This window comes from Noviherbaspirillum sp. (assembly GCF_035654295.1).
Lineage (GTDB): Bacteria > Pseudomonadota > Gammaproteobacteria > Burkholderiales > Burkholderiaceae_D > Noviherbaspirillum.
Window position 1 is genome coordinate 17237 of the sequence record NZ_DASRXF010000084.1, and the last position, 15974, is coordinate 33210.

The following is a 15974-nucleotide window of genomic DNA, read 5'->3' on the forward strand; positions in this document are numbered from 1 at the left end:
TTGCCCGTGAATTTCTGAAGCTGGAAGTACATCCGCCGCGATGGCATCGATAAAGAAATTTTTAACTACTATTACTATTCAGTCTTTCGGCTCGGGCGCGATCTTTCTCACAGTATTTTTCATCGCACGCATTCTTGGCCCAGACGAGCAGGGAAGATTTTCGGAGGTGAAGGCGTTTGTCGACCTTCTGGTGGTCGGGCTTTTGCTCGGCCTGCCGCAGAGTTTTATTTACGGTATCAACCGGCTGCACATAGCCCGCGGTCAACTTTCCCGGTGGTCGATGAAATATGGGGCCGTTGCCATATTCCTGGTGACTGTCCCGCTTTGGATCGTCCCATTTGAGCAACTGAATTTTCTTCCGATAGGAAAGCTCCGCTTCTCAGACACCCTCTTTCTGGCCCTTGCCGTTGCAGGACTGATCGTGCATGGCCTCCTGCGTGGAATTCTGTTGACGGCCGATGACGGATGGCGATTCTCGTTCATAACGATCCTGCCCGCCTTGTTTCTCTTCACCGCAATAACTTTATTGCTCGGCACAAACTGGTTCGACCCGATACTGGCGTATGCGATTGCGGGATCGCTGAGCGCAATCGTCACCATCCGATATTCGCGCCCATTTCTTTCGGAACTCAGCCACAACTCCCTCCCCTGGAAGAATCTTCTTTCAAACGGGAGCACGACGTTCGTACAGTCCATCGTGATGGCGATGCAGCCAGTTCTGACGATCAGTTTGCTTCGCCGGGCTGGCGGCGGCTATGACGACGTCGCATTCTTCTCGCTCGCCGCATATATCTATCAAGCATCGATACTTCCCTTGACGATGGTTGCCCCGCTTCTATTCAATCGCTGGTCAAGCGCCAAAACGACTGACGATGTCGCCGTCGACCTGAAGACTCTTGCCTGGCCGCTCATCGTGATTGTCATCAGTGTCGGGGTAGCGTGGCAGCTCGCTCCTTTCCTTATTCCCGTGATCTTCGGCTCGTCTTATGCAGGAGCAACTCGTTCCATTCAACTCATTCTTCTCGGTGTGCCGTTCATGTATATCGGATACGTCGGCATGCCGGCGCTGATGGCGATCGGAAAGTTCCGCGTCAACGCGATGATGGTGATCGTGAGACTGATCACGTGTGCACTGACGCTGTTTTTCCTCCTGATTGCCTACCCCGGCGACGACAGATCCGAGCAAGCGGCAGTGGCATGGACGACTGCCGAACTGGTGATGGCTTCCATGGTAATCGTCGTTTTGGCGAAGTACTTTTATGCGCCCGTCAAAAGGGCAGCCGACTCTTGAAGTTGATGAAGCAATGGATGAAGTAGCACAAGGCTCGTAGTGCGCCGGCGGCCCTCGATCCTTCGAACACTCCACTCCCCTGCAACCACTATTCAAAACACGACATTAGGAAAGCAAGTGTTCGACGGACTGATTTTTTTTGGGCTTCTTGTTTATCTCATCTCGGTTGCCGTAGCCGTATGGATCCTTGGGATGAACAGGCGCTTTCAATTTGTCAGGGGATCGCTGGGAAAGAGCGCTTTGCCGATCTACTTCCTGCTTGTCGTGGCGTTGTACATCCTGCCACTGTCGATACGTTCAATTTTCACGATCAGCGTCGATGGGATGATCAGTCCGCAAATTGCGTTGTTTACGGAATACATTCCCATCTCCCTCGTGATGTGCGCATATTTCAACATCACCTTCGCTATTGCTTACCGGCTCAAGCCGCCGGCCGTCAGGAGTCCGGTCGAACGGCCGGCAGCAACGATGGGTTTGTATGAGCAAATGGTTTTTGTTATGTTTCTGCTTGTCAGCCTGTGGATGCTGTCGCGTCTGGGCTCTCATGTCGGCGGAATCCTGAACTTGCTGCTTGTCGGATACAGGGTCACTGAACTTTTCAACGATGCGGGACATTACGCGATTGCATTCGACTGGCTGACCGCGCTGACCGTCTATCTTCTTTTCTCGGCATTCATATCAAGATCGAAGGCGCAGTTGTGGCTGGCGGTAATGATGATCTTGTCGCTCACCTTGACGTTCTTCCTGATGGGGAGAAGAGGAGCGCTGCTCGTGCTTCTGGGTGCAGTCGTGTACGCGTATCACGCCGCCTACAAGCGTCTCTCGCTACTGCGGATCGCCGCCATCGCGGCCACGATTTTCTTCTTGTTGAATTTCATCGGCCTCATACGCGGCGCCAGTTACGACAACGTCGACAGCATCCTTCCGATGCTGATGGAACAGAACAAGCGGCTCGAAGAGCACAACCCAGGCCTTTTCTACGCACTGACGACCGGGAACTTCGCCATTCCGTTCGAGACCCTGCCTCAAGTCGTCCGAACGGTCGGCGAAGAGTACATCCTTGGGTTCGGCGCCTATTCGGTGCGCTCGCTCTTGATGCTCGTTCCGGGGGTTATCTGGCCCGAAAGGCCGGACGGCTTATCCAATTGGTACGCGGCGACTTTTTATGGAATGACCAAACGAAATGAAGGAAGGCAGTTTTTCTTCCTGTCCGAGGCATTCATGAATTTCGGTCCATTCGGAATGATCTTGTGGGGCGTACTGACCGCCATGATCATTCGGTATGTCGCACGCCTTTCCACTTTCAGCAACAGGGACGCCGCGATCGGGACCTTGGTGGCAACCGGCGTGGCAAGCATGTTGAACTTCGTCTCCAGCGACCTCGTCGGTTTTCATGTCGCGTTTTTTAAAGGGTTTGGCCTTCCAATCATCGTGTTGCTTTTCGTTCGACGGATCCCAAGAAAGACAAATGTCCACTCTTATGAATCTCGCATACATCACCGCATCATTCCCGTTTGGCGACGGTGAAACTTTTCTTATTCCGGAAATTGAGACTCTGAAGGAACATGTCGACGGCATCATTATCATTCCACTCCTTCCCAGAGGACATCATCGCCGGGAATGGTCGCCAAAGGTACCGCGCGTCCTTGTGTTGGGTGAACAGCTGCTTTCCTTTCCCGTGCTTTCGGGAGCGGTCAGGACACTGTTGCGGCACCCGTTGCGGACTCTCGGCGCCTTGGGCTGCATATTGCAGCTGCCGGTCAAGCATATTTTCAAGAACCTGGCCGTCTTTCCGAAAGCGATGTGGGTTGCCTGGAAAATCGAGCGGTGCGGCATCGGCCATATCCATGCGCATTGGGCGGGCACAAGTTCGACAATGGCCATGCTTGCATCGAAGATGTCCGGCGTTTCGTGGTCCTTCACCTGTCATCGCTGGGACATATACGAAAACAACCTCCTCTCCGTAAAGTCGACAACAGCCCGGTTCGCGCGTTTTATTTCACGCCGCGGGATGGAAGACGCGTTCCGCCTGGGCGTAACGCAGCGCAAGGCGATGATGATTCCAATGGGAGTAAGCCACGTCTATCCGTCAGGGCGTCAGCACTTCGACAATGATGTCCCGGTGATCCTTTGTGCGGCGAACATGCTCGAAGTCAAAGGCCATCGTTATCTGCTGGAAGCAACCGCGCTGCTTCTCGCCTGGGGCATGCCGGTGAGGTTGAAACTCGCGGGTAAAGGACCGTTGCGGACTGATCTGGAGGATTTGACGCATTCTCTCGGCTTGGCCGGCAACGTGGAGTTTCTTGGTCACCTGAGCCAGAAGGAACTGTTCAGCCTTTACGCGAACGGCCACATCGATTTGTTCGTTCTTCCAAGCGTGAACCTGGGCGAGGGACACCATGAAGGCGTCCCCGTATGCCTGATGGAGGCAATGAGTTACGGCATTCCCGTGATCTCTACAAGGACCGGATCGATTGAAGAGCTGCTGGAACCTTCGTTAGGACTTACCGTACCTGACAAGAATCCGGAAGCACTGGCAAAGGCGATCTTCAGCCTCTTGTCGGATCGCGAACGGTACGCATCATTGTCGCAGGAGATGATCCGGATCATTCGCGACGGCTGGCTTATTCAGAGCTCGGTGAAGAAGTTGGTGAGTCACATGTATGCGTGAAGGGGCGAGATCTCGGCGACGCCGGCATATGAAAAAGAGTCCGCATTTCGGCGGCCCCTTTTTCTGGAGCAAGCACCTTACCAGCTCGTCTCGCGTTCCGCCGTCGCGCTGATGCGATGGATCGAGAGATCGGCGCCGTCGAATTCCTGCTCCGGATCGAGGCGCAGCCCGACGAATTTCTTCAACAGCCCATAGATCGCCAGGCCGCTGATGCCCGCAATCGCCACGCCCATCAACGTGCCCGCCACTTGGGACATGAAGGCCACGCCTCCCAGGCCGCCCAGCGCCTTGTGGCCGAAGATTCCCGCCGCGATCCCGCCCCACGCGCCGCACAGGCCGTGCAGCGGCCACACGCCGAGCACGTCGTCGATCTTCCACTTGTTCTGCGTCAGCGTGAACATCCACACGAAAATCCCGCCCGCGATGCCGCCCGTGATCAGCGCGCCGAGCGGATGCATCAGGTCCGAACCCGCACACACTGCAACCAGGCCGGCCAGCGGCCCGTTGTAGGCGAACCCGGGGTCGTTCTTGCCGAGCAGGACGGCCACCAGCGTGCCGCCGACCATCGCCATGAGCGAATTGAGCGCGACCAAGCCGTTCATTTTGTCTAGCGCCTGCGCGCTCATGACGTTGAAGCCGAACCAGCCCACCGTGAGGATCCAGGCGCCGAGCGCGAGGAAGGGAATGTTGGAGGGCGGATGCGCAGCGATGGCGCCGTCCTTCGAGTAGCGTCCGCGGCGCGCGCCGAGCAGCAGCACCGCAGGCAGCGCCGCCCAGCCTCCCACCGCATGGACCACCACGGAGCCGGCGAAGTCGTGGAACTCTTCCGAAAACGCCGCCTTGAGCCAGGCCTGGATGCCGAACTTCTGGTTCCACACGATGCCCTCGAAGAACGGATAGACCAGTCCGACCAGCAGTGCGGTCGCGGCCAGCTGCGGATAGAATTTGGCGCGCTCGGCGATGCCGCCGGAAATGATGGCGGGGATCGCGGCGGCAAAGGTCAGCAGGAAGAAAAACTTGACCAGCTCATAGCCGTTCTTCTGTGCCAGCGTGGCAGCGTCGGCAAAAAAGTCGACGCCGTAGGCAATGCTGTAGCCGACAAAGAAATAGGCAATCGTCGACACGGCAAAATCGACTAAGATTTTGACCAGCGCATTGACCTGGTTCTTCTTGCGGACCGTGCCGAGTTCCAGGAATGCGAACCCGGCGTGCATGGCAAGAATCATGATGGCGCCGAGCAGGATGAATAAGGCATCGGCGCCGTTCTTATACGCCTCCATGAAAAGACTCTCCCTGTAAGTGTGCAAGATTGTTTTAATGCTCGGGGATGATGCAAAATTCATTCCATTTTGGTGCGGATCGGCAACTTACTGATTTATAAATGGAAATTTTTCTGACGCCATGTTCGCATGCCCGGCATGCACTTTACCGGTGCACGGCGCCGGCCCAGTTTGGGGAGGCGGAATGATTCCATGGCTGGAGGCGGACACGCCCTTTCCTGACGTCTCGCTGGCACTGACGGACGAAGATGGTGCACCGGGCCTGCTGGCAGCCGGCGGCGACCTGTCGCCGGCGCGCCTGCTCGAGGCGTACCGGTGCGGGATTTTTCCGTGGTTTTCCGAGGGCCAGCCCATCCTGTGGTGGAGCACCGATCCGCGCATGGTGCTGTTTACTGAACGCTTCAGCATTTCGCACAGTCTCAAAAAAACACTGAAGAAAGTTCAACGCAGCATCGCCACCGACCACCGATGGGAAGTACGTTTCGATTCCGCGTTCGAGCGCGTGATGCGTGCCTGTGCGGCGCCGCGCAGGGATGGCGCGGGCACCTGGATTTCGGAGGACATCGTGCGCGGCTACACCGGTCTGCACCGGCGCGGCTTTGCGCATTCGTCGGAAGTATGGCTGGACGGACAACTGGTCGGCGGAGCCTACGGCGTGTGCATCGGAAGGATGTTCTACGGCGAGTCGATGTTCGCGCGCGTACCGGATGCCTCGAAGGTTGCGCTGGCCTACCTGGTCCACTTTCTCCGGCTGAACGGGGTAGCGCTGATCGACTGCCAGCAGGAGACAGCGCACCTCGCATCGCTCGGCGCCGTCGCGATTCCGCGCGAGGATTTCATCAGGCATTTGCGGCAGGCAACGCGGCTTCCACCCATCGAGGTGTGGCATCCGGTCGACCTGTACTGAGCCTCGTTGAAGATGCTTCTCACGGCGCCGGCGCTTACAGTGTAAATTACCAGTATCGTAGCCAGGCATCACGCACATGACGCACCTCAAAGACCTGCCGTTTGCGACGCTCCAGTTCTACGCGACCGCGCCTTACCCTTGCAGCTACCTGGAAGGGCGGCAAGCGCGTTCACAGGTGGCGACGCCGTCGAACCTGATCAACGCCGACGTGTATTCCGAGCTTGTGAAGAACGGCTTTCGACGCAGCGGCATCTTCACCTACCGCCCCTACTGCGACGGCTGCAATGCCTGCATCCCGGTCCGCGTTCGGGTCGCCGACTTCACGCCGAGCCGCAGCCAGCGCCGCGCGTGGAAACGCCACGGCGAGCTCGAGACCTGGGTAAGCACGCTCTCCTTCGTGCCTGAGCACTACGAGCTTTACCTTCGCTACCAGTCGGCCCGCCACGCGGGCGGCGGCATGGACCAGGACAGCCGCGACCAGTATGCGCAGTTCCTGCTGCAGAGCAAGGTGAATACCCGTCTCGTCGAATTCCGCGACGCCAGCGGCACGCTGCGCATGGTCAGCATCATCGACGTGCTCAACGACGGGCTGTCGTCGGTGTACACCTTCTACGATCCCGACGTCGAGGGCGCATCCTATGGCACCTACAACGTGCTGTGGCAGATCGAACAGGCCCGGCGCCTGAACATGCCGTATGTGTACCTGGGCTACTGGATCCGCGACAGCCGCAAGATGGCATACAAGGTCAACTTCCAGCCGCTGGAAGCGCTGCAGCGCGGGCGCTGGCAGCCGTGGCAGGCGGAGACCTGATTTCCGGTTTTGAGCGGCTGCAATAGTAAAATAGCGGGTTTTCACTGCGCCGGTTTCCCATGTCCGACAAACTGCTTTACGCCCTCACACGCCCCCTGCTGTTCTCTCTGGACCCGGAAACCGCGCACAACCTGACTCTGCCCGCGCTGAAGAACGCGGCCGCCTGCGGACTGACGGCCCTGGCCGGCAAGCCGGCGTCCGATCCGCGCACCGTCATGGGCATCACCTTTCCCAACCCCGTCGGCCTCGCGGCCGGCCTGGACAAGGATGGCGCCTATATCGACGGGCTGGCAGCGCTCGGCTTTGGCTTCATCGAAGTCGGCACCGTCACGCCGCGGCCGCAGCCGGGCAATCCGAAGCCGCGCATCTTCCGCCTGCCGCAGGCCAATGCGGTGATCAACCGGATGGGCTTCAACAACGGCGGCGTCGATGCCTTCGTCGCCAATGTGCAGGCATCGAAATTTTTCCGGAACAAGGAAGGCGTGCTCGGACTGAACATCGGCAAGAACGCGGATACGCCGATCGAACGCGCCGCCGACGATTACCTGCACTGCCTGGAGAAGGTGTATCCCTACGCCAGCTATGTGACGGTGAACATCTCGTCGCCGAACACGAAGAACCTGCGCCAGCTGCAGGGCGGTTCCGAGCTGGACGCACTGCTGTCGCAACTGAAGGAGGTGCAGCAACGCCTGGCCGACAAGCACAAGCACTACGTGCCGATCGCGCTGAAGATCGCGCCGGATGTCGATGGCGAACAGGTGAAATCGATCGCCGCCGCGCTGCTCCGGCACAAGATGGACGCGGTCATCGCCACCAACACGACGATCACGCGCGATGCGGTGAAGGGCCTTTCCCACGCGGAGGAAACCGGCGGGCTTTCCGGCGCCCCGGTCTTCGAGATGTCGAACGCAGTGATCCGCGCGCTGAAGGCGGAAGTGGGCGATGCCCTGCCCATCATCGGTGTGGGCGGCATCCTCTCCGGCGAGAATGCACAGGCAAAGATCGCCGCCGGCGCATCACTGGTGCAGCTCTACACCGGTCTGATCTACCGCGGCCCCGCGCTGGTGAAGGAGTGCGCGGCAGCGCTGCGCAAATCGCGTTAAAGTTCTGTCATGCTCCGCCGACGGCGGTGGAGCGCCTTTGACAGACGACCATGGAAAAAATCACCCTGGGCAACAGCGACCTCCAGGTGTCGAGGATTTGCCTCGGCACCATGACCTTCGGGGAACAGAACACCGAGGCCGAGGCGCACAGCCAGCTCGACTACGCGCTCGAGCGCGGTATCAACTTCATCGACACGGCCGAGATGTATCCCGTCATGCCGCGCGCGGAAACGACGGGGCGCACCGAGAGCCACATCGGCAGCTGGCTGAAGAAATCCGGCAAGCGCGACCGCATCATTCTCGCCACCAAGGCGGCCGGACCATCGCGCGGCATGACCTGGATACGCAACGGAGAAAGCGACTTCGACGCAGCCAACCTTCGTGCGGCGGTCGACAGCAGCCTGCAGCGGCTGCGGACCGACCACATCGATCTCTACCAGTTGCACTGGCCCAGCCGCAACGCACCGATCTTCGGCCAGATCGCATTCGATCCCGACAAGGAGCGCCCCTGCACGGCAGTCGAGGATACGCTGGCCGCGCTCGACGGCCTGATCAAGGCGGGGAAGATCCGCTACGTGGGCGTGTCGAACGAAACGTCGTGGGGCGTGTGCGAATTCATCAAGCAGGCGGAAAACCGCGGCCTGCCGCGCATCGTGTCGATCCAGAACGCGTACAACCTCGTCAACCGCAGCTTCGAGAACGGGCTCGACGAAGTGTGCTACCGCGAGAACGTCGGCCTGCTGGCCTACAGCCCGCTTGCATTCGGCCAGCTCAGCGCGAAGTATCTCGACGATCCGAAGGCGCACGGACGGCTGACGATCTTCCCGCCCAACTGGAGCCCGCGCTATCTCCGGCCATCGGTGGCCGAAGCGGCAAAACGCTATGCCGCCCTCGCCCGCGCGAACGGAATGACGCCCGCACAGATGGCATTGGCCTGGTGCTATTCGCGCCGCTTCGTGTCCTCGACCATCATCGGCGCCACCACGATGGCGCAACTGCAGGAAGACATCGATGCGCTTGCGGTGCGCCTGCCGGACTCGGTCATCGACGCCATCAACGCCATTCACCGCGAGATCACCAATCCCGCCCAGTAAGAAAAAAGCCCGGATCGCTTTCGCGGATCCGGGCTCGCCTGAGTAAGCTTGGGTAGGCTTATTCGACTTCCAGCGTCTCTTCGGGCGCGGACGGCGGCGGCGCATCGTTCTCGGCGAATTCGAGCTTGATCTGCTCGTTCTCTTCGAGGTCCACCGTGACCTTGCCGCCGGAGACGAGGCGGCCGAACAGCAGTTCGTCTGCCAGCGCCTTGCGGATCATGTCCTGGATCAGGCGGGACATCGGACGCGCGCCCATGAGCGGGTCGAAGCCCTTCCTGCCGAGGTACTTGCGCAGGTTCTCGGTGAAGATGGCTTCCACCTTCTTCTCGTGGAGCTGCTCTTCCAGCTGCATGAGGAACTTGTCCACCACGCGCAGGATGATCTCTTCGTCCAGTGCCTTGAAGCTGATGATGCCATCGAGACGGTTGCGGAACTCGGGCGTGAACATGCGCTTGATGTCCGCCATCTCGTCGCCCGATTCCTTCTTCTCGGTGAAACCGATCGTGCGCTTCTGCAGGCTTTCGGCCCCCGCGTTCGTGGTCATGATGATGATCACGTTGCGGAAGTCCGCCTTGCGACCGTTGTTGTCGGTCAGCGTGCCATGGTCCATCACCTGCAGCAGGATATTGAAGATATCCGGATGCGCCTTTTCGATTTCATCGAGCAGCAGCACCGCGTGCGGCTTCTTGGTGATGGCCTCGGTCAGCAGGCCGCCCTGGTCGAAGCCGACATAGCCGGGAGGCGCGCCGATCAGGCGGGACACCGCATGGCGCTCCATGTACTCGGACATGTCGAAGCGAATCAGCTCGATGCCGAGGATGAAGGCGAGCTGCTTGGCCACCTCGGTCTTGCCGACGCCCGTCGGGCCGGAGAACAGGAAGGAACCGATCGGCTTGTCCATCTTGCCCAGCCCGGCACGCGCCATCTTGATCGCGGAACCCAGCGCTTCGATCGCCGGATCCTGGCCGAACACGACATTCTTCAGGTCGCGCTCGATCGTCTGCAGCTTGGTGCGGTCGTCCTGGTTGACCGTCTGCGGAGGAATGCGCGCGATCTTGGAGATGATGTCCTCGATCTCGGATTTGCCGATGGTCTTCTTCTGCTTCGACTTCGGCAGGATGCGCTGCGCCGCGCCCGCTTCGTCGATCACGTCGATCGCCTTGTCAGGCAAGTGACGGTCGTTGATGAACCGTGCAGACAGCTCCGCCGCGCAGGTGAGTGCGGAAGCGGAATACTTCACGCCGTGATGCTCCTCGAAGCGCGACTTCAGGCCGCGCAGGATCTGCACGGTCTGCTCGACGGTCGGTTCGGTCACGTCGATCTTCTGGAAGCGGCGGGACAGCGCGTGATCCTTCTCGAACACGCCGCGGAACTCGGTATAGGTCGTTGCACCGATGCACTTCAGCTGGCCGCTCGAGAGCGCCGGCTTCAGCAGATTGGAGGCATCGAGCGTACCACCCGAGGCGGAACCGGCGCCGATGATCGTGTGGATCTCGTCGATGAACAGGATGCCGTGCGGGTTGTCGCGCAGCTGCTTGAGCACCGCTTTGAGGCGCTGCTCGAAATCGCCGCGATACTTGGTCCCCGCCAGCAGGGCACCCATGTCGAGCGAATACACGACAGCGTTCTGCAACACTTCCGGCACATCGCCCTGGGTCACACGCCATGCGAGGCCTTCCGCAATTGCCGTCTTGCCAACGCCGGCCTCGCCCACCAGCAGCGGGTTGTTCTTGCGGCGGCGGCACAGCGTCTGGATGACGCGCTCGACCTCCGACTCGCGGCCGATCAGCGGATCGATCTTGCCTTCGGCAGCGAGCTTGTTCAGGTTCTGGGTGAACTGGTCGAGCGGGCTTTCCTTCTGCTGGCCTTCGGCCTGCGCATCCTCCGTACCTTCCGGCGATTTTTGCGAATCGGCCTGCTGGTCCTTGCGGACGCCGTGCGAAATGAAATTCACGACGTCGAGGCGGGTCACGCCTTGCTGGTGCAAGTAATACACGGCATGGGAATCTTTTTCACCGAAGATGGCGACCAGCACGTTGGCGCCGGTGACCTCCTTCTTGCCGTTGGACGCCGACTGCACGTGCATGATCGCGCGCTGGATCACGCGCTGGAAGCCGAGGGTCGGCTGCGTGTCCACTTCGCTCGTGCCGGGCACGGTCGGTGTGTTGTCGTTGATGAAATTGGTCAGCGTCTTGCGCAGGTCTTCTATATTGACTGCGCACGCACGCAATACTTCGGCTGCCGACGGGTTGTCGAGCAGCGCGAGCAGCAAGTGCTCCACTGTGATGAACTCATGGCGGGCCTGGCGAGCCTCGACGAACGCCATGTGCAAACTGACTTCGAGTTCCTGCGCAATCATGCTTCCTCCATCACGCATTGCAGGGGATGTCCTGCTTTTCGGGCGTGGGTTAAAACTAATTCTACTTTAGTGGACGCTATGTCTTTTGGATAGACGCCGCACATTCCTTTGCCGTCGCGGTGAACCTTGAGCATGATCTGCGTCGCGGTCTCCCGATCCTTGTTGAAGTACTCTTGAATGATCGCTACGACAAACTCCATGGGTGTGTAGTCATCGTTAAGAAGCAGGACCTGGTACATCGGCGGCGGTTTGAGCTTCTGCTCCTGCCTAGCAAGTACCGTACCGTTATCGTGCTGAGTTGCCATTCGTCTATTCTAAAACGTCCAACCGGGCGCTATGCGCGAAAGAAAAGGATATTCCATCGGTATATTTGATATTACGCCGTTTCGGCACAGAGCGCAGATGATGCTGAAATGCGCGAAATCAAGGCGTATTCATGTGCAATTTCCTTGTAATATGTCAAAAAACGCCTTGACACCGCCTTGACTTTTATAATTTTTGAAGGAACAATGGTATCGATTGACAACACAAGCGTTATGGTATTGTCAATACGAAGTGAGCAAGTTATAAAGAGGGGGCAGCGTGTCGCGAGGCTTCTTGCTTTTACGGCTCGTGTGATTAGTCATTAAATGAAAGACGCTTTTATGGCAACAGGTACCGTCAAGTGGTTCAACGATTCGAAAGGCTTCGGATTCATCACTCCGGATGACGGCGGCGAAGATTTGTTCGCGCACTTTTCCGCAATCCAGATGCAAGGATTCAAGACCCTCAAAGAAGGTCAGAAGGTTTCGTTCGAAGTCACGCAAGGCCCGAAAGGCAAGCAAGCTTCCAATATCCAGGGCGCCTAATCACCCCGCGATTGGCAAGAGCACAAAAACCCCGCAACTGCGGGGTTTTTTTTCGCCCGCCCTTCTTCACCTGTCGCCTTCACTCCCTCCTGCTCTTCACCGCGCGAAATTTACACACGGCTTGTAGTTACCACACGGCGTGGATTTCCGTAAAAACTTGTAGGCGCTTACGGTACAAATGGCTGTAAAGTAACGCCCCATGAAGCTCCGCCACAAGATCATCGTCCTCGCGATCGCGCCGCTCATCGTGGCCCTGATCGCCATTGCGCTCGCGGTACGCTACCAGGCGACCATCCTTGCGCAGCAGCAGCGGGCGTCGGTGGAGGCGGCTTACCTTGCGAGCAAGGAAACGGAACTCAAGCATTACGTGTCCCTTGCCGAGCGTTCTATCGCCCACTTGGTCGACTCCGGCCGCAACGATGACGCTGCGAAAGAGGAAGCCAAGGCCATTCTCGCCAAGCTCGACTACGGCGATGACGGCTATTTCTTCCTGTACAACCTCGAAGGCCGCAACCTGATGCACCCGCGCCAGCCGCAACTCGTCGGCCGCGATCTCTGGGAGTTGCGTGACACGAAAGGCAGTCCGACCATCCAGCGCCTTGTCGCACAGGCAAAAGCCGGCGGCGGATATGTCCGCTACCTGTGGGAAAAACCCTCGTCGGGGAAAGTCGCCCCGAAGCTCGGTTATGTCGTCAAGGTGGACCGCTGGGGATGGATGCTCGGCACCGGCATTTACCTTGACGACGTCGACGCGGCGCTGGCGAAGATAGACACGCAAATCTCCGGAAATATCCGCAACACGATGTTGTGGATCGCCGGCATCGCCATTGCCAGCGTCCTGGTGATTGCGCTCTCGGGCGTGGCGCTGAACATCAGCGAGTACCGCGTCGCGGACGCCAAGCTGCGCGTGCTTGCGCAGCGCGTCGTGCGTTCGCAGGAAGAGGAGCGTGCCCGCCTGTCGCGCGACCTGCATGACGGCATCAGCCAGTGGCTGGTATCGATCAAGCTGCAGGTCGAGTCAGGAATTGCCAAGCTGGTCGCGCAGGCCAACAAGCCGGAGGTCGCGCGGGCGTCCTTCGATCGGGCGGCAAACCAGCTCAACGACGTGCTCGGCGAGGTCCGGCGGATATCGCACGACCTGCGCCCCGCCCTTCTCGACGACCTGGGACTCGCTCCTGCACTGGACCACCTCGCCCGCGAATTCAGCGAGAGCACCGGCATTGCCACGCGCTTCGAATTGGAGGGTGTCATCGAGGGCCTCAACGACGTAGCCAATACGGTCCTGTTCCGGATTGCCCAGGAAGCGCTCACTAATATCAAGCGCCATGCCAATGCCTCCGAGGCCGGTGTACGTCTGCAAGGCGGCAAAACAAGCGTCAGGCTGGTGGTTTCGGACAACGGCGTCGGCTTCGATGTCGCCGACATCGCCCAGCACCCGAAGCGCGGAATCGGCCTGCGTAACATGCATGAACGCGTCAATGCGATCGGCGGCAAGCTTGAAATGGCCTCCTCCGTCGCCGGTACGCAAGTCACAGCAACCCTCCCCCGGTCTTGAACGATATGCTTAACCAGCCCTTTGTCCATATTCTCCTGGTCGACGACCACCCGCTGGTGCGCGACGGATTGCGCGCTCGCCTTGAAACGATTCCGCACTTCAGCGTGGTCGCCGAGGCCGGCAGTGCCACCGAGGCGCTGGAGCAGGCAGGCAAGCAGAACGTGGATCTCGCGCTCATGGATATCAACCTGACGGGCGGGATGAACGGCATCGAGCTGACCGGCCGCTTCAATACGCTGTATCCGGAGATCGCGGTGCTCATGCTGAGCATGCATGACAAGGCGGAGTATGTGATGCAGGCCATCCAGGCCGGCGCGCGCGGGTATGTGTTGAAGGACGCGCCGGCAACCGACATCATCGCGGCAATCGACACTGTCATGTCGGGGGGGATCTATTACAGCGCCGGGCTGGCCAAACAGCTTTCGCGGCCCATGCCGCCGGCTCTGCTGCTGACGCCGCGCGAGCGGGAAGTCTTGCAATGCATCGCCACCGGAAAGTCGAACAAGCATATCGCACGCGAAATGAACCTGAGCGTGCGCACCGTGGAGACCCATCGCCTGAATATCAAGCGCAAGCTCGGCATCGAGGGACAGGCGGACCTGATCCGCTTCGCGCTCGAACAGACGCAGATCAAGTAGACGCGGGCGAGCATAAAAAAAGGCCGGACGACTGTCCGGCCTTTTTTGTCCTTCTGGCGCGAATTACATGTTCGAGATCATCACGTCGCCGAAGCCGGAGCACGACACCTGGGTCGCGCCGTCCATCAGGCGGGCGAAGTCGTAGGTCACCTTCTTCGAAGTGATCGACTTTTCCATCGAGGTGATGATCAGGTCCGCTGCCTCGACCCAGCCCATGTGGCGCAGCATCATTTCCGCGGACAAGATCAGCGAACCCGGGTTCACGTAGTCCTTGCCGGCGTACTTCGGTGCGGTGCCGTGGGTGGCTTCGAACATGGCGACGGAGTCGGACATGTTGGCGCCCGGGGCGATGCCGATACCGCCGACCTGCGCAGCCAGCGCGTCGGAGATGTAGTCGCCGTTCAGGTTCAGCGTGGCGATCACGCTGTACTCTGCGGGACGGAGCAGGATCTGCTGCAGGAACGCGTCGGCGATCGAATCCTTGATCGTGATTTCCTTGCCGGTCTTCGGATTCTTGAACTTGCACCACGGGCCGCCGTCGATCAGCTCGGCGCCGAATTCCTTCTGTGCGAGTGCATAGCCCCAGTCACGGAAACCGCCTTCCGTGTACTTCATGATGTTGCCCTTGTGGACCAGGGTCACGGAGGGCTTGTCGTTGTCGATCGCGTACTGGATCGCCTTGCGCACGAGGCGCTCGGTGCCTTCGCGCGAGACCGGCTTGACGCCGATGCCGGAAGTGCCCGGGAAGCGGATCTTCTTGACGCCCATTTCCTTGACCAGGAAGTCGATGACCTTCTTGGCGCCGTCGGAACCTTCTGCCCACTCGATGCCGGCATAGATGTCTTCGGAGTTCTCGCGGAAGATGACCATGTCGGTCTTCTCCGGCTCACGCACCGGCGAAGGCACGCCCTTGAAGTAACGTACGGGGCGCAGGCAGACGTACAGGTCGAGTTCCTGGCGCAGCGCGACGTTCAGTGAACGGATGCCGCCGCCGACCGGAGTGGTCAGCGGGCCCTTGATCGACACAACATAGTCCTTCAGCGCACCCAGGGTCTCTTCCGGCAGCCACACGTCCGGGCCGTAGACCTTGGTCGACTTTTCACCTGCGAAGATTTCCATCCAGCTGATCTTGCGCTTGCCGCCGTAGGCCTTCGCGACAGCCGCGTCGACCACCTTGATCATGACCGGGGTGATGTCCACGCCCGTGCCGTCACCTTCCAGGTAGGGAATGATCGGATTGTCGGGAACATTCAGGGAGAAGTCGGCGTTGACTGTGATTTTTTTGCCGTCGGCAGGCACTTTGATATGTTGGTACATCGTAGGCTCCGGGGTTGGGGAGGAAAAGAGAAGACCGTTCCTGACTTTAAATTTTTGTTTTAAAGCGAAGCTCCGGTCTTATATAAGACATAAGACCACA

At 59.3% G+C, this 15974-nt stretch carries 14 protein-coding genes; 10 read left to right on the forward strand and 4 right to left on the reverse strand.

The window, feature by feature from the left end; all coding sequences use genetic code 11:
• Positions 1 to 40 precede the first annotated feature (40 nt).
• The 3 genes from VFF99_RS08955 (at position 41) to VFF99_RS08965 (ending at position 3962) form a co-directional block, all read left to right on the forward strand.
• Positions 41 to 1291 carry a hypothetical protein gene (locus VFF99_RS08955; RefSeq protein ID WP_325017032.1) on the forward strand — a complete coding sequence of 417 codons (1251 nt, stop codon included), beginning with the start codon at positions 41 to 43 and terminating at the stop codon, positions 1289 to 1291.
• 117 nt (positions 1292 to 1408) lie between these two features.
• Positions 1409 to 2818, forward strand: a complete 1410-nt coding sequence (locus tag VFF99_RS08960; RefSeq protein ID WP_325017034.1) for an O-antigen polymerase — start codon at positions 1409 to 1411, stop codon at positions 2816 to 2818.
• On the forward strand, positions 2772 to 3962 hold the full coding sequence (locus tag VFF99_RS08965) for a glycosyltransferase (RefSeq protein WP_325017036.1): 1191 nt from the start codon (positions 2772 to 2774) through the stop codon (positions 3960 to 3962). Before VFF99_RS08960 ends, VFF99_RS08965 begins: the two co-directional genes overlap by 47 nt.
• Before the next feature lie 77 nt (positions 3963 to 4039).
• Here the strand turns inward: VFF99_RS08965 and VFF99_RS08970 are convergent, their stop codons facing one another.
• Positions 4040 to 5242: an ammonium transporter gene (locus VFF99_RS08970; RefSeq protein ID WP_325017038.1), complete on the reverse strand. Its 1203-nt coding sequence runs from the start codon at positions 5240 to 5242 to the stop codon at positions 4040 to 4042.
• Positions 5243 to 5426: 184 nt separating this feature from the next.
• Between VFF99_RS08970 and aat the strand changes: the two genes are divergently transcribed.
• The 4 genes from aat to VFF99_RS08990 all read left to right on the forward strand — a co-directional run bounded on the left by aat (position 5427) and on the right by VFF99_RS08990 (position 9157).
• Complete coding sequence (gene aat / locus VFF99_RS08975) at positions 5427 to 6149, forward strand: leucyl/phenylalanyl-tRNA--protein transferase (protein ID WP_325017040.1); 723 nt, start codon at positions 5427 to 5429, stop codon at positions 6147 to 6149.
• 76 nt (positions 6150 to 6225) lie between these two features.
• On the forward strand, positions 6226 to 6960 hold the full coding sequence (locus VFF99_RS08980; RefSeq protein WP_325017042.1) for an arginyltransferase: 735 nt from the start codon (positions 6226 to 6228) through the stop codon (positions 6958 to 6960).
• 59 nt (positions 6961 to 7019) lie between these two features.
• Complete coding sequence (locus tag VFF99_RS08985) at positions 7020 to 8063, forward strand: quinone-dependent dihydroorotate dehydrogenase (RefSeq protein WP_325017044.1); 1044 nt, start codon at positions 7020 to 7022, stop codon at positions 8061 to 8063.
• Between the two features lie 50 nt (positions 8064 to 8113).
• Positions 8114 to 9157 (forward strand): aldo/keto reductase, encoded by a 1044-nt coding sequence (locus tag VFF99_RS08990; protein WP_325017046.1) that lies wholly within the window; start codon positions 8114 to 8116, stop codon positions 9155 to 9157.
• Between the two features lie 58 nt (positions 9158 to 9215).
• Here VFF99_RS08990 and clpA read toward each other — a convergent pair whose 3' ends face one another.
• Both clpA and clpS read right to left on the reverse strand, forming a co-directional pair.
• Entirely contained in the window at positions 9216 to 11516 is a 2301-nt protein-coding gene (gene clpA, locus VFF99_RS08995) for an ATP-dependent Clp protease ATP-binding subunit ClpA (protein ID WP_325017048.1), read from the reverse strand.
• Positions 11513 to 11821: an ATP-dependent Clp protease adapter ClpS gene (gene clpS, locus VFF99_RS09000; protein ID WP_088710310.1), complete on the reverse strand. Its 309-nt coding sequence runs from the start codon at positions 11819 to 11821 to the stop codon at positions 11513 to 11515. The genes clpA and clpS overlap by 4 nt, the downstream gene beginning before the upstream one ends.
• 339 nt (positions 11822 to 12160) lie before the next feature.
• On the opposite strand from clpS, the gene VFF99_RS09005 reads away from it, so the two are divergent.
• The 3 genes from VFF99_RS09005 to VFF99_RS09015 all read left to right on the forward strand — a co-directional run bounded on the left by VFF99_RS09005 (position 12161) and on the right by VFF99_RS09015 (position 14557).
• Positions 12161 to 12364, forward strand: a complete 204-nt coding sequence (locus VFF99_RS09005) for a cold-shock protein (protein WP_324902726.1) — start codon at positions 12161 to 12163, stop codon at positions 12362 to 12364.
• 199 nt (positions 12365 to 12563) lie between these two features.
• Complete coding sequence (locus tag VFF99_RS09010; protein WP_325017051.1) at positions 12564 to 13919, forward strand: cache domain-containing protein; 1356 nt, start codon at positions 12564 to 12566, stop codon at positions 13917 to 13919.
• 5 nt (positions 13920 to 13924) lie between these two features.
• Complete coding sequence (locus tag VFF99_RS09015; RefSeq protein ID WP_325017093.1) at positions 13925 to 14557, forward strand: response regulator transcription factor; 633 nt, start codon at positions 13925 to 13927, stop codon at positions 14555 to 14557.
• Positions 14558 to 14620: 63 nt separating this feature from the next.
• Here VFF99_RS09015 and icd read toward each other — a convergent pair whose 3' ends face one another.
• The gene (gene icd, locus VFF99_RS09020) at positions 14621 to 15874 is read right to left on the reverse strand and encodes an NADP-dependent isocitrate dehydrogenase (RefSeq protein WP_325017053.1); all 1254 of its coding nucleotides are present in this window, start codon (positions 15872 to 15874) and stop codon (positions 14621 to 14623) included.
• Positions 15875 to 15974 lie beyond the last annotated feature (100 nt).

What these genes read in the sequence shown, in the direction of transcription:
- VFF99_RS08985 (WP_325017044.1), top strand. Translation starts at nt 7,020, where the DNA reads ATGTCCGACAAACTGCTTTACGCCCTCACACGCCCCCTGCTGTTCTCT.
- VFF99_RS09010 (WP_325017051.1), top strand. Translation starts at nt 12,564, where the DNA reads ATGAAGCTCCGCCACAAGATCATCGTCCTCGCGATCGCGCCGCTCATC.
- VFF99_RS08965 (WP_325017036.1), top strand. Translation starts at nt 2,772, where the DNA reads ATGAATCTCGCATACATCACCGCATCATTCCCGTTTGGCGACGGTGAA.
- clpS (WP_088710310.1), bottom strand. Translation starts at nt 11,821, where the DNA reads ATGGCAACTCAGCACGATAACGGTACGGTACTTGCTAGGCAGGAGCAG.
- icd (WP_325017053.1), bottom strand. Translation starts at nt 15,874, where the DNA reads ATGTACCAACATATCAAAGTGCCTGCCGACGGCAAAAAAATCACAGTC.
- VFF99_RS08990 (WP_325017046.1), top strand. Translation starts at nt 8,114, where the DNA reads ATGGAAAAAATCACCCTGGGCAACAGCGACCTCCAGGTGTCGAGGATT.
- VFF99_RS08970 (WP_325017038.1), bottom strand. Translation starts at nt 5,242, where the DNA reads ATGGAGGCGTATAAGAACGGCGCCGATGCCTTATTCATCCTGCTCGGC.
- VFF99_RS08955 (WP_325017032.1), top strand. Translation starts at nt 41, where the DNA reads ATGGCATCGATAAAGAAATTTTTAACTACTATTACTATTCAGTCTTTC.
- VFF99_RS08980 (WP_325017042.1), top strand. Translation starts at nt 6,226, where the DNA reads ATGACGCACCTCAAAGACCTGCCGTTTGCGACGCTCCAGTTCTACGCG.
- VFF99_RS09015 (WP_325017093.1), top strand. Translation starts at nt 13,925, where the DNA reads ATGCTTAACCAGCCCTTTGTCCATATTCTCCTGGTCGACGACCACCCG.
- clpA (WP_325017048.1), bottom strand. Translation starts at nt 11,516, where the DNA reads ATGATTGCGCAGGAACTCGAAGTCAGTTTGCACATGGCGTTCGTCGAG.
- aat (WP_325017040.1), top strand. Translation starts at nt 5,427, where the DNA reads ATGATTCCATGGCTGGAGGCGGACACGCCCTTTCCTGACGTCTCGCTG.
- VFF99_RS09005 (WP_324902726.1), top strand. Translation starts at nt 12,161, where the DNA reads ATGGCAACAGGTACCGTCAAGTGGTTCAACGATTCGAAAGGCTTCGGA.